Raw genomic sequence first — 12,260 nt, forward strand, 5'->3', positions numbered from 1 at the left:
CGCTTGCTTTGGTTTAACCTGAGCAGCTTAGCTTTTGCTGCGCTTTTTTCCGGCTTGAGATTTTGAGTTTTACGGCAACTGCTTGAGTTTTTTTGAATTACCCCTTGACAATCAAGACAGTCGCTACGTTCTTCATAATTCATAATTCATAATTCCCAGTTCCCACTTCCCAGTTCCCACTTCCCAGTTTTCTAGGGGTATTCGTGAGAGAGGAAGGGTAAAGGGATTAATTCTCCTGTTGCCTCGCCGATTTGTACTTTTAAACCCTCTCCCCCCGCTTTTGTTTTCATATAACCCAAGCCAAAATCCTCCAGCACACTGGTGAGTAAACCGACTTTTTGCGCTTCTAAAATAATCGGGGTATTACTAGGGACGGGTTGGCTGAGTTTTATGCCCCAAAGTCTTTGTTTTACGCCTTTATAGGTGTTGAGACGGGCGATAGTTTCTTGACCAATATAACAGCCCTTATCAAAGACAATCGCTCGCCATAAACCGGCCTCTAAAGGGTTATAATCTTCGGTTAATTCTCGATCGGCTGCTGGTCGGCCTTGATGGATTCTCAGGTATTCCCACACCTGCTCATCGGCGGGGGTAACGCCATTTTTAATTAAATTTTCCCAAAAGGGGCCTGCTTCGGCGGCGGCAACGATTAAAGTATATCCGGGTAGGTCTAAGCCGGTGCCGACGGCCACTCTCAGGGGGGGTTGAGAAAGGAGATAATGACTATGCTGCACCCCCGTTAAAATCTGCTCTGGAACGGCGATTTTTTGCAGGTATTGCCCGCTTTCAGTACCGATTAGGGTGAAAATGCCAAAATTATCGGTTAAGTCGCTAATTTCCACCTTATCGAAGGGGAAAATATAGCGATCGATCAATTCCAGTAAAAATTGACGACGTTGGGGAGAAACGAGGATGAGGAGGGAATCATCGCTGGCGTAAACTGTGACAAAATCGAGGGTACGACCGGTAGAGTTAAGGAAAATTGTCTCACAACCCTGACCCGGTTTCAGGCGATCGATAGCGTTACTGGTTTGATTGTGAAGAAAACGCAGTCGATCCTGGCCTTTTAATTCTAATAAACCCCAATCGGAGCGATCGATTAAAATTGTTTGGGATGCTAAACTTTGGGGATCATTGCTGTAATCTTTCAGAAAATTAGCGGCATACGCTGCCTTGATCGTTTCTAACGCTGCTTTCATCGAAAATTTTGGTTCTGAAACCCCGTCGTAGAACGACGGCTTTACTGTTAAATATTAGCGCATTTACGAAATATATGCTAAAATGTGAGACATGGAAAAAGCCTATTCGTTTCGATTTTACCCCACACCAACACAAGAGTCGCTATTGCTGCGCACATTGGGCTGTGTAAGATTAGTTTACAACAAAGCTCTCCATGCCAGAACACAAGCTTGGTACGAAAAGCAAGAAAGAGTAGGATATGCCCAAACTTCTTCAATGCTAACCGAGTGGAAAAAACAAGAAGAATTAGACTTTCTCAACGAGGTAAGCTGTGTACCTTTACAACAAGGGTTAAGACATTTACAAACAGCTTTTACTAACTTCTTTGCTGGTCGTACTAAGTATCCTAACTTTAAGAAAAAACATCAAGGAGGAAGTGCCGAATTTACCAAGTCTGCTTTTAAATTTAAAGACAGACAAATCTATTTAGCTAAATGCACAGAACCTTTACCTATTCGATGGTCACGACAAATCCCAGAAAGCTGTGAACCAAGCACAGTAACAGTCAGATTACATCCTTCTGGACGTTGGCATATCTCAATAAGATTTGATGACCCAACGATTAAGCCTTTACCAGTAACAGATAAAGCCATCGGAATTGACTTAGGAATTAGTAGCCTAGTAATTACCAGCGATGGCGATAAAGTATCTAATCCCAAGCATTTTAACAAGCATTATCGGAGACTGCGAAAGGCACAAAAAAATCTTTCTAGAAAACAGAAAGGCTCAAAGAATCGAGAAAAGGCAAGAATCAAAGTAGCCAGGATTCACGCTCAAGTCACCGATAGCAGAAAAGACCATTTACACAAGCTAACCACTCAATTAGTTCGGGAAAACCAAACAATTGTGGTTGAGAATTTAGCCGTCAAGAATATGGTCAAAAACCCGAAATTATCTCAGGCAATATCTGACGTTAGTTGGGGAGAAATCACTCGACAATTAGCCTATAAATGCCGTTGGTACGGCAGAAATTACATCGAAATAGATAGATGGTTTCCTAGTTCTAAAAGATGTAGTAATTGTGGGCATATTGCTGAGAAAATGCCGTTAAATGTTCGAGAGTGGGACTGTCCAGACTGTGGGACTCACCATGACCGAGATATTAACGCCAGTAAAAATATTTTGGCCGCAGGGCTTGCGGTGTCAGTCTGTAGAGCGACCATAAGACCAGAACAGAGTAAATCTGTTAAGGCAGGTGCGAAAAATCCTTCGGGAAAGAAGCAGAAACCGTTCGGCTGAGCTCACGGCCGAAGCCCAAATCGTGAGGCTTGGGAATCGCCGTCCGTTTTACGGCGGTGAGGATGTCAATGGGGTAAATTAGCGAATAATTGCTTAATAATGCGCTCGGTTTTCGTTTCCAAACTCTGCCAATCTAGTTCACCGGTGGGATCGAGGAGACTGGTATCGATGGTGACGCTCTCTCCTTCATCGGTGGGATAATCGAGAAAACAGACTTGAAAACAAAGTTCCCAAATATTTACAGTAACGGAGCGATCGAGATAAGTCAAACAGAGCAGATAACTGGGATAGGGATCTTGAATTTCTGTATAAGTTCCTTTCCAGAGGGAATTTTCTAACTGTTTACGCAGATTATCCAGCACCCGAATAAATGCCGGCTGCATTAATAATTGTGCCTGTTCCCAAGCAGTAATATCTTTAAATTTTGGATTCATCTTATCAGTTATCAGTTATCAGATTTGAGTATTAAGTGATAAAGGCATTAAAAGTGCTGTTTTTTCACTGTTCACTGTTTACTGGTTACTGATAACTGATAGCTGATTTAGGCTGTTACTAGGGTTGCTTCCTTAGCTGCCATCATTTTCATCAGGTCTAACATCCGGCAGGAGTAACCCCACTCGTTATCGTACCAAGAGACGACCTTAAAGAAATTGGCATTAAGTTGAATGCCAGCTTTAGCATCAAAGATACTGGAACGGGGGTCAGTGATAAAGTCACTCGATACCACTTCCTCATCGGTATAACCCAGGATACCTTTCATCGGTCCTTCGCTGGCGGCTTTCATAGCTGCGCAAATTTCCTCGTAACTGGTGGCTTTTTCGGTTTTAAAGGTCAAATCCACCGCCGAAACGTTGGGAGTTGGCACACGGAAGGCCATACCCGTTAATTTGCCTTTTAGGGAAGGAATAACTAGGGTTACTGCTTTGGCTGCTCCCGTGGAGGAGGGGATAATATTTTGACCAGCACCGCGACCACCGCGCCAATCTTTTTTCGATGGACCATCCACGGTGGGTTGAGTGGCGGTCATCGAGTGTACTGTGGTCATTAATCCTTCCGCTAGTCCAAAGTTATCATTAATAACTTTGGTGATCGGGGCTAAACAATTGGTGGTACAACTAGCGTTAGAGACAATCAGATCTTTAGCGGGATCGTACTCATTATCGTTAACACCTAGTACAATGGTACGAATCTTGTCGGGATCTTTGGTGGGTGCGGAAATAACCACCCGTTTGGCCCCAGCTTCTAGGTGTTTTCCTGCTCCTTCGGCGGTGGTAAATAAACCGGTGGACTCGACCACATAATCGGCCCCGGTTGCACCCCAGGGCAGTTGCGCGGGGTCTTTGATGGAGTAACAGGGGATAAACTTACCATCCACGACGATGCCATCTTCTTTTGCTTCTACCGTACCCTGAAAACGTCCGTGGGTGGAGTCGTATTTGAGCAGATAGGCAATATTATCGGGGGGGACAAGATCATTTATACCAACAAACTCGAAATCAGGATTTTGGATACCCGCCCTAAAAACGAGGCGACCAATACGACCAAATCCGTTGATAGCGACTCTTACTTTTGTCATGAAAAAAACTCCTTTGCAGCTGCGATAAGCTTAGGCACGATCAAGAAAAAACAATTCGAGAATTGATTAGCCTGTAGAGAATCACCTAATATGTTAATCAGCTTTTATCGATCGCTAGATGAAGTATAGAAAGATTTTAAGTTTCAGTACTTCCAAGATAAAAAATCATCAATTTGCTACCCCAGTCGTCCCCGCCACCGGCATCGAGAAAACCTGATTAGGCCTTTGCCGACAAACGAGAACGAGATCGTATAGCCTTTTGGGAAAAGTTGACATTAAAAAATAATGAAAAGATTTCTGAGAATTTATTGTTCCCTAAGTTAAGAAGAAATTAATATGCCTTTAAAAGCTATTTAAAAACCCCGCCAGACTGACATAAATTCCCCAAGCAGAATCAGTAAAATATAGCTTATTTTAATAGTTTTTTACGGATCAAAAGGTTAAACTCTTGATTATAGTTTGAAAACCAGCCGAGGGTTAACCCTCTCGATAATCTGGAGAAATTGTCTATCAACTCTCTTAATCTCATCGTTCATAGATATCGGAGAAATATTCATGGTATTCGCACCAGAAAGACCCTTAACAGAGCAAAATCCCCTTTCTCAAGACGAACTCTATAAAACCCATGCCTATTGGCGCGCCTGTAACTATTTAGCTGTAGGTATGATTTATCTGCGCGATAATCCCCTGCTCAAAGAACATCTTAAACCCGAACACGTTAAGTATCGTTTGCTTGGTCACTGGGGAGCAAGTCCGGCCTTAAGTTTTACCTACGTTCACCTCAACCGTTTAATCAAAAAATACGACCTCGATGTGATTTTTATGGCAGGTCCCGGCCATGGCGCGCCGGGGGTACTCGGTCCGGTTTATCTAGAAGGAACCTATTCGGAAATTTACCCCGATAAAAGTCAAGACGAGGAAGGATTACAAAAATTCTTTAAACAATTTTCTTTTCCCGGTCACATCGGTAGTCACGTCACCCCCGAAACCCCTGGTTCTATCCATGAGGGCGGCGAACTAGGTTATAGTGTTTCCCATGCCTACGGTTCTGTTTTTGACAATCCCGACCTAATTACGGCCGTGGTCGTTGGTGATGGGGAATCAGAAACCGGTCCCCTTGCTACCGCGTGGCACTCGAATAAATTCCTCAACCCGATTCGCGATGGTGCGGTACTGCCAATTTTAAACTTAAACGGTTATAAAATCGCTAATCCCACCATTCTCTCCCGTATTTCGACCCACGAGTTAGAAAGTCTCTTTGTCGGTTACGGTTACACTCCCTACATCGTCGAATGTAAGGAAGATGAAGACCTGCTGCACTGCCATCAAAAAATGGCCGCTACCCTAGAACACTGTGTCAATCAGATTCGCTCCTATCAACAGGAAGCTCGCAGCACGGGAGTGGCTAAACGTTACCCCTGGCCGATGATTATCCTGCGGTCTCCCAAGGGTTGGACGGGTCCGAAAAATGTTGATGGTCATAAAGTGGAAGGATTCTGGCGCGCTCACCAAGTCCCCATGGGTGCTATGCACGAAAACCCCGACCACTTGAGAAAATTAGAGGAGTGGATGAAAAGCTATAACCCGGAGGAATTATTTGACTATACCACGGGTCAATTTAAGCCGGAATTTAAAGAACTCGCTCCTATTGGTCATCGTCGCATGAGTGCTAATCCGCACGCTAACGGCGGTTTGCTGCGTAAAGACCTAAAAATGCCCGATTTTCGTCAGTATGCCGTAGATGTCACCCACCCGGGCCAAGTGGAAGCGGAAAACACGGGAGTGATGGGGGTATTTTTGCGGGATGTCATGCGAAATAATATGACTAATTTTCGCGTTTTTGGTCCAGATGAAACCGCTTCTAATCGTTTAGCGGCTCTCTATGAAGTGACTAAAAAAACTTGGTTAGCTGATACCTATCCAGAGGATTTAGATGGTAGTCAATTATCTCCCGATGGTCGTGTGATGGAGATGCTGAGTGAACATACTTTAGTCGGTTGGTTAGAGGGTTATTTATTATCCGGTCGTCACGGTTTATTTCACTCCTACGAAGCTTTTGCCCACGTTATCGATTCCATGTTCAACCAACACGCTAAATGGCTCGATATCTGCAAAAATCATGTGCCTTGGCGTGCTTCTGTTTCCTCTTGGAATCTGTTATTATCCTCGGTGGTTTGGCGGCAGGATCACAATGGTTTTAGTCACCAAGATCCTGGTTTTATCGATTTAGTAACCAATAAAAGTGCCGACGTGGTGCGTGTTTATCTTCCCCCCGATGGGAATTGTTTATTAAGTGTGGCTAATCACTGTCTCAAGAGCAAGGATTACACTAATATTATCGTTGCGGATAAACAGAAACACCTGCAATACTTGACCATTGAAGAAGCAATTAAACACTGCACCAAAGGTATCGGTATTTGGGATTGGGCAAGTAACGATGATGACGGAACTAATCCCGATAAACCGGATGTAATTATGGCTTGCTGTGGGGATATTGTCACTAAAGAATCTTTGGCAGCAACTGCAATTTTACGGGAGGAATTTCCTTACTTAAAAGTTCGCTTTATCAATGTGGTTGATCTGTTTAAATTACAGTCGGAAAGTGAACACACTCACGGTTTATCGGAACGGGATTTTGATAGTTTATTTACCCCTGATAAGCCAATTATCTTTAATTTTCACGGTTATCCTTGGCTGATTCATAAACTTACCTACCGTCGCAGTAATCAAGAACGTATTCATGTGCGCGGTTACAAAGAAGAAGGGAATATTAATACTCCCCTAGAATTAGCGATTCGTAACCAAGTTGATCGTTTTCATTTAGTAATTGATGTCATCGATCGCGTGCCGAAATTAGGTTCTGCTGCTGGTCATGTGAAAGAACGGATGAAAAATGCTATTATCGACAACCTCGATTATGCTTTTACCAATGGTATCGATAAGGACGAGATTACTAACTGGAAATGGCCTTATTAATTAGGCTAGAAAGTGGTTTAGGTGATGATATTTTATTAGTTTATTGATAAATTTCATCTTCCTATTCCACCTCAAGAAAATATTCTTTGAGCTTAATTAGGGTTTGCTGAAAAAGTTTGTTGGTGGGGTTAGGCTTCGGCCCTGAGCTCAGGCTTCGACGGTGAGCTCAGCCGAACCGCCGAACCGCCGAACGGAGTCAGGCTTCAGTAGTCGGTAGTCAGGAGTTTCAGGCCTTGTTGCCCTCCTTTTTAGTACCAGTGTGTGTACGACAAGAAGGATAATGGAAGACTTTTGAAGTTCCCAATCCTATGTTCTTGCACTAACATCGGATTTTAACTGGTCAAAAGCCTTATTTTAAAACCCATATTACCCACTTCAGTTTGAAGCATAAACAACTATAGGTCTTTTCAAAGAAAAAAATCTGAATAATCAAAAAAAAATACTCAACCAATCAGATATTGAAAAGAAATCGTCAAGTATCAAATATTTTTTCGGATCAAAGATTTAAACTAAGTCACAACAATTAGATGAGTAGCGACTCTCCTATAAGCAGATTACTCAATTGTTATCAACCTTGTTGCTTGGGGGAGCAGCCCATTTATGCCAGAATATAAAAGCGATCGCTAAAATTGATTATAGCGTTTCTTGTTAGTAAGAGGTACATCATCGATGTTGAAAATTTTAATCAGCAAAGGTTTAAGTGTGCCACACAGATGTGAGAACCGCTATAAATTGATTCAATATGGAGACAAGTAATTTAGCTTTACTCTCACCTCTAAGAAGAAATTAAGCCAGAGATTTAGTCAATTTGGTCAAGAATAATCGGTTAGAGGTGAGAAATCAGACCCCTAATTTCTTCCCTGCCTGAAATTTCTCAATTTCTCGGAATAAATTTGAGTACCAAAATCAGGGTAAATAGCCCAAATATAAACTTAATAAAGTTTTAATAGACATTTAAGCCCTAATAGATTAATGTTCCTTTTTTTAAAGCTGATATGCTGCCTCGCTAATCCTTTTCAGACTTGAAAACTGGCTATTCTGTCAGGGCTTGCCCGTGAGAGGGGTCAATTTTCAAGGATAATTTGTAACAGAGTGTTGAAAATTCCTTTAATCTTAGTCATGAGCGATCGCCCACCAGAACTAACTCTAGCCGACCAGGCCCCTGCCAACTACGAATGTCGCTCCTGCGGCTATGTTTACGACCCCAGCAAGGGAGATGGTAAAACCAACACTGCCGCTGGAACCCCCTTCGAGGAATTGCCAGAAACGTGGCGCTGTCCCGTGTGTGGTGTGCGTCGTTCCCAATTTATCAACATTGGAGCTAAAGATGCTCCTTCGGGATTCCAAGAAAATCTTAGCTATGGTTTTGGAGTCAACCGTCTCACTCCCGCACAAAAAAATATTTTGATTTTCGGGGCTTTAGCGCTAGGATTTGTTTTCTTTATTAGTTTATATGGTTTAAACTAACTCAAGCACTCATTATCTTTAATCCAACGGCTCTTATGAGCCTGTTACCCATCGGGTACAAACCTTAATCCCTCCCGATTCCTTGACCAATACCTCTGAACCATTGATGAGAAAACTGAAACAATTCGTAATAGTTCTAGCTGTAGCCTTTTTCTGCTTTAGCTGTAGTAGTGTGCCATCCCTGAGCAGTAGTCCTTGGCAAATCCTCACCCTCGACACTGACTCCACTTTTGCCGATATCTCCTTTACCGACGACCTGCAGCACGGTTGGTTAGTGGGAACCAAATCTACCCTCTTTGAAACCAGCGATGGGGGGAACAGTTGGCAGCAAAAAGTCCTCAACCTTGGCGACGAAAAAGTTAGCTTTAGCGCCGTCAGTTTCCACGACCAAGAGGGTTGGATTGTCGGTAAACCCTCGATTCTTCTCCATAGCGAAGACGGGGGCAGCAGCTGGTCCCGTATCCCCTTAAGTGAAAAATTACCCGGTTCTCCCTACGGAATTATCGCCCTCAACGACAAAACCGCCGAAATGGTCACGGATTTAGGTGCTATCTACCGTACCAAAGACGGGGGCAAAACTTGGCAAGCTTTAGTGGAAGGTGCTGTGGGTGTGGCCCGGACAATTGTTCGTTCCCATGATGGTAAATACGTGGCCGTTTCCGCACGCGGGAACTTTTATTCCACTTGGGAACCGGGGTCAACAGAATGGCAACCCCACAATCGTCTTTCTTCCCGCCGCTTACAAAAAGTCGGTTATGGTGAAAAAGGGGAACTGTGGGCCCTGGCCCGGGGTGGTCAACTACAATTTACTAGCCCCAATGATCTCGATACATGGGAAGATAAGGTATTCCCGGAGTTTTCCACCAGTTGGGGACTTTTAGACCTCAACTACCGCACTCCCGAAGAAATTTGGGTCGCTGGTGGTAGCGGCAATCTCTTGGTCAGTGATGACGGCGGCCAATCTTGGCAAAAAGATCGCGCGGTGGAAAGTGTCCCCTCCAATCTCTATCGAATTGTTTTTATCAATTCCGACAAGGGTTTTGTCTTGGGACAAAATGGGGTTTTACTGAAATATAATCCCCCTAGCGAACCGGCCTAAAACTTGTCTCAGGGTCAACAAAGTCTCTATTATAGAGATTGAATTTTTCAAGTCCTATCATTCCGAGGAGAACCGTCCATGTCAGGTAGTACCGGCGAACGTCCTTTTGGCGATATCGTTACCAGTATTCGTTACTGGATTATCCATAGCATCACCATCCCCATGCTCTTTATCGCAGGTTGGTTATTCGTGAGCACTGGTTTAGCTTACGATGTTTTTGGCACTCCCCGTCCCGATGAGTATTACACTCAAGAGCGTCAAGAATTGCCGATCGTTAATGATCGCTTTGAGGCCAAAAATCAAATCGAGCAGTTTAATCAGTAGTTTACTTTAATTAAGGATAAAAACAATGGCTAGTGGTAATCCCAATCAACCCATTTCTTACCCCATTTTCACCGTTCGCTGGTTGGCAGTTCATACCTTAGCTGTCCCCACTGTCTTCTTTATCGGTGCAATTGCGGCAATGCAGTTTATTCAACGCTAGGAGAACAATTATGGAAAGAACACCTAATCCGAATCGGCAAGCCGTCGAGTTAAATCGTACTTCTCTTTACCTAGGTTTACTCCTAGTTGCTGTCTTGGGAATTTTATTTTCCAGCTATTTCTTTAACTAATTAGTCCCGATTTATTGTCATCGCAATTAGGAGGTGTTATTCATGTTCGCAGAAGGTCGTATTCCTTTGTGGTTAGTCGCCACCATCGCCGGTCTAGGCGTTATAGCCGTGGTTGGTCTTTTCTTCTACGGAGCTTACGCTGGTTTAGGTTCCTCTCTGTAATTCCATTGCAGGTAATTTCCCCCGGCAAAAAGCCGCTAGTTATTTCTATAACTAGCGGTTTTTTCAATATTCGCTTAAAGGTAAAGCTCGATCGAACTTTAAAAACCCAATTCCCACTTTCCTGTACCCTTTAAACAGGATTTAGTCTCACGTTTGCAGGAGAACTAATAATTAAAAAAAGGAGTCAAAGACTTGACTCCTTTTTTTATATAGATGATTTAGCTAAAACTAAACTTCTTGTTTACGAGTGCTAAGATCACCCAATTTTTGGAATAAACCGAATTCCACTTGTTCTTCCAGATCTGGATCAACCCCGGCGAATACGTCGCGGTAGAGGGTACGAGAACCGTGCCAGATGTGACCAAAGAAGAATAGTAAAGCAAAGACAGCATGACCGAAAGTAAACCAACCTCTCGGAGAAGTGCGGAATACCCCGTCAGACTTAAGAGTTTCGGTGTCAAACTCGAAAGCTTCACCGAGTTGCGCTTTACGGGCAAATTTCTTCACATCAGCAGGATCGCTGAAGACCTGACCATCGAGAGCACCACCGTAGAAAGAAACGGTAACACCACTTTGTTCGATACTCAGTTTCGATTCCGCACGACGGAAAGGAATATCGGCGCGAACGATACCTTCCGAGTCAGTCAGGACAACGGGGAAGGTTTCAAAGAAGTTAGGCATCCGACGCACGCTCAGGACGCGACCTTCGCCATCTTTGAAAACAGGGTGTCCTAACCAAGATTTTGCGATACCGTCACCGCTATCCATGGCACCAGTACGGAATAAACCACCTTTAGCGGGGCTATTACCGACATAATCATAGAAAGCCAGTTTTTCGGGGATTGCTTGGTAAGCTTCAGCGATGGTGGCCCCATTGGCGATGCTGGCCTCCACACGACGCTCAATTTCTTCTTGGAAATAGCCCTTATCCCATTGGTAACGGGTCGGGCCAAAGAGTTCGATCGGGGTGGTAGCATTACCATACCACATGGTTCCAGCCACGACGAAAGCGGCAAAGAAAACGGCGGCGATACTGCTAGAAAGCACCGTTTCGATATTACCCATTCTCAGGGCTTTATAGAGTCTTTCGGGGGGACGAACGGTTAAATGGAATAAACCAGCGATAATCCCGACGATACCCGCAGCAATGTGGTGAGCTACCACACCTCCAGGGTTAAAGGGGTTAAAACCAGCCGGTCCCCATTCGGGAGCTACGGGCTGCACATGACCGGTTAAACCGTAGGCATCGGAAACCCACATCCCGGGACCCCAAAGGCCTGTTTGATGGAAAGCACCGAAACCAAAGCAAAGTAAACCGGATAAGAACAGGTGAATACCGAACATTTTCGGCAAATCGAGGGCAGATTCGCCCGTGCGGGGATCGACGAATAATTCTAAATCCCAGAAAACCCAGTGCCAAACGGCCGCTAGGAATAGCAGACCGGATAAGACGATATGAGCGGCGGCAACGCCTTCAAAAGACCAGAAACCGGGGTCAACACCAGTTTCGCCGGTGACGCTCCAGCCACCCCAAGAACCGGTGACACCTAAACGGGCCATGAAGGGCAGCACGAACATTCCCTGCCGCCACATCGGGTTTAATACGGGGTCACTGGGGTCAAAAATAGCAAGCTCATAGAGGGCCATGGAGCCAGCCCAACCCGCTACCAGTGCGGTGTGCATCAGGTGAACGGAAATTAAACGGCCCGGGTCGTTGAGAACGACTGTGTGTACTCGATACCAAGGTAGTCCCATTGACTACGCTCCTCCTATTGACAATTTAGTGTCCACTTAGACGCTTTTTATATTCAGGGTCAAAATATAAGCCCAACAATCTCGACTGTTAAGTGCAAGAGTTAGCCGACCTACATTATCCCTTGAAAAGTGT

Annotated in this window: 12 protein-coding genes; 8 read left to right on the plus strand and 4 right to left on the minus strand. The window is 44.3% G+C overall.

Annotated elements, in window-relative coordinates:
- Positions 1 to 191 precede the first annotated feature (191 nt).
- Positions 192 to 1,199: a CAF17-like 4Fe-4S cluster assembly/insertion protein YgfZ gene (gene ygfZ / locus MiAbW_RS14135; RefSeq protein WP_151696628.1), complete on the minus strand. Its 1,008-nt coding sequence runs from the start codon at positions 1,197 to 1,199 to the stop codon at positions 192 to 194.
- A gap of 91 nt (positions 1,200 to 1,290) precedes the next feature.
- Here ygfZ and MiAbW_RS14140 point away from each other — a divergent pair, with 91 nt between their 5' ends.
- Positions 1,291 to 2,478 (plus strand): RNA-guided endonuclease InsQ/TnpB family protein, encoded by a 1,188-nt coding sequence (locus MiAbW_RS14140; RefSeq protein ID WP_151696629.1) that lies wholly within the window; start codon positions 1,291 to 1,293, stop codon positions 2,476 to 2,478.
- 65 nt (positions 2,479 to 2,543) lie between these two features.
- Here the strand turns inward: MiAbW_RS14140 and MiAbW_RS14145 are convergent, their stop codons facing one another.
- Positions 2,544 to 2,912 (minus strand): hypothetical protein, encoded by a 369-nt coding sequence (locus MiAbW_RS14145; RefSeq protein ID WP_151696630.1) that lies wholly within the window; start codon positions 2,910 to 2,912, stop codon positions 2,544 to 2,546.
- A 107-nt stretch (positions 2,913 to 3,019) separates the two neighbouring features.
- Positions 3,020 to 4,054: a type I glyceraldehyde-3-phosphate dehydrogenase gene (gene gap, locus MiAbW_RS14150; RefSeq protein WP_002793129.1), complete on the minus strand. Its 1,035-nt coding sequence runs from the start codon at positions 4,052 to 4,054 to the stop codon at positions 3,020 to 3,022.
- 555 nt (positions 4,055 to 4,609) lie between these two features.
- Here gap and MiAbW_RS14155 point away from each other — a divergent pair.
- The 7 genes from MiAbW_RS14155 to MiAbW_RS14190 all read left to right on the plus strand — a co-directional run bounded on the left by MiAbW_RS14155 (position 4,610) and on the right by MiAbW_RS14190 (position 10,372).
- Positions 4,610 to 7,030 carry a phosphoketolase family protein gene (locus MiAbW_RS14155; protein WP_151696631.1) on the plus strand — a complete coding sequence of 807 codons (2,421 nt, stop codon included), beginning with the start codon at positions 4,610 to 4,612 and terminating at the stop codon, positions 7,028 to 7,030.
- Positions 7,031 to 8,149: 1,119 nt separating this feature from the next.
- Positions 8,150 to 8,497, plus strand: a complete 348-nt coding sequence (locus MiAbW_RS14165) for a rubredoxin (RefSeq protein ID WP_151696666.1) — start codon at positions 8,150 to 8,152, stop codon at positions 8,495 to 8,497.
- Between the two features lie 106 nt (positions 8,498 to 8,603).
- A complete protein-coding gene (locus tag MiAbW_RS14170; protein WP_151696632.1) occupies positions 8,604 to 9,596 on the plus strand; it encodes a photosynthesis system II assembly factor Ycf48 in 993 nt (330 codons plus the stop codon).
- Between the two features lie 78 nt (positions 9,597 to 9,674).
- Positions 9,675 to 9,920 (plus strand): cytochrome b559 subunit alpha, encoded by a 246-nt coding sequence (psbE, locus tag MiAbW_RS14175; protein WP_151696633.1) that lies wholly within the window; start codon positions 9,675 to 9,677, stop codon positions 9,918 to 9,920.
- Between the two features lie 25 nt (positions 9,921 to 9,945).
- Positions 9,946 to 10,080, plus strand: a complete 135-nt coding sequence (gene psbF, locus MiAbW_RS14180) for a cytochrome b559 subunit beta (protein ID WP_002736175.1) — start codon at positions 9,946 to 9,948, stop codon at positions 10,078 to 10,080.
- Between the two features lie 10 nt (positions 10,081 to 10,090).
- Positions 10,091 to 10,210, plus strand: a complete 120-nt coding sequence (locus tag MiAbW_RS14185) for a photosystem II reaction center protein L (RefSeq protein ID WP_002735805.1) — start codon at positions 10,091 to 10,093, stop codon at positions 10,208 to 10,210.
- A 42-nt stretch (positions 10,211 to 10,252) separates the two neighbouring features.
- Positions 10,253 to 10,372, plus strand: a complete 120-nt coding sequence (locus MiAbW_RS14190) for a photosystem II reaction center protein J (RefSeq protein WP_045362404.1) — start codon at positions 10,253 to 10,255, stop codon at positions 10,370 to 10,372.
- Between the two features lie 228 nt (positions 10,373 to 10,600).
- On the opposite strand, the gene psbB is transcribed toward MiAbW_RS14190, so the two are convergent.
- Positions 10,601 to 12,127, minus strand: a complete 1,527-nt coding sequence (gene psbB / locus MiAbW_RS14195) for a photosystem II chlorophyll-binding protein CP47 (protein ID WP_151696634.1) — start codon at positions 12,125 to 12,127, stop codon at positions 10,601 to 10,603.
- Positions 12,128 to 12,260 lie beyond the last annotated feature (133 nt).

It is taken from the genome of Microcystis aeruginosa NIES-4325 (assembly GCF_008974145.1).
In the GTDB taxonomy this organism is placed as follows: Bacteria; Cyanobacteriota; Cyanobacteriia; order Cyanobacteriales; family Microcystaceae; genus Microcystis; species Microcystis aeruginosa_G.

Bases quoted from the DNA above. Each gene is read 5' to 3' on its own strand.
- ygfZ (WP_151696628.1), bottom strand. From the start codon at position 1,199: ATGAAAGCAGCGTTAGAAACGATCAAGGCAGCGTATGCCGCTAATTTT.
- MiAbW_RS14140 (WP_151696629.1), top strand. From the start codon at position 1,291: ATGGAAAAAGCCTATTCGTTTCGATTTTACCCCACACCAACACAAGAG.
- MiAbW_RS14145 (WP_151696630.1), bottom strand. From the start codon at position 2,912: ATGAATCCAAAATTTAAAGATATTACTGCTTGGGAACAGGCACAATTA.
- gap (WP_002793129.1), bottom strand. From the start codon at position 4,054: ATGACAAAAGTAAGAGTCGCTATCAACGGATTTGGTCGTATTGGTCGC.
- MiAbW_RS14155 (WP_151696631.1), top strand. From the start codon at position 4,610: ATGGTATTCGCACCAGAAAGACCCTTAACAGAGCAAAATCCCCTTTCT.
- MiAbW_RS14165 (WP_151696666.1), top strand. From the start codon at position 8,150: ATGAGCGATCGCCCACCAGAACTAACTCTAGCCGACCAGGCCCCTGCC.
- MiAbW_RS14170 (WP_151696632.1), top strand. From the start codon at position 8,604: ATGAGAAAACTGAAACAATTCGTAATAGTTCTAGCTGTAGCCTTTTTC.
- psbE (WP_151696633.1), top strand. From the start codon at position 9,675: ATGTCAGGTAGTACCGGCGAACGTCCTTTTGGCGATATCGTTACCAGT.
- psbF (WP_002736175.1), top strand. From the start codon at position 9,946: ATGGCTAGTGGTAATCCCAATCAACCCATTTCTTACCCCATTTTCACC.
- MiAbW_RS14185 (WP_002735805.1), top strand. From the start codon at position 10,091: ATGGAAAGAACACCTAATCCGAATCGGCAAGCCGTCGAGTTAAATCGT.
- MiAbW_RS14190 (WP_045362404.1), top strand. From the start codon at position 10,253: ATGTTCGCAGAAGGTCGTATTCCTTTGTGGTTAGTCGCCACCATCGCC.
- psbB (WP_151696634.1), bottom strand. From the start codon at position 12,127: ATGGGACTACCTTGGTATCGAGTACACACAGTCGTTCTCAACGACCCG.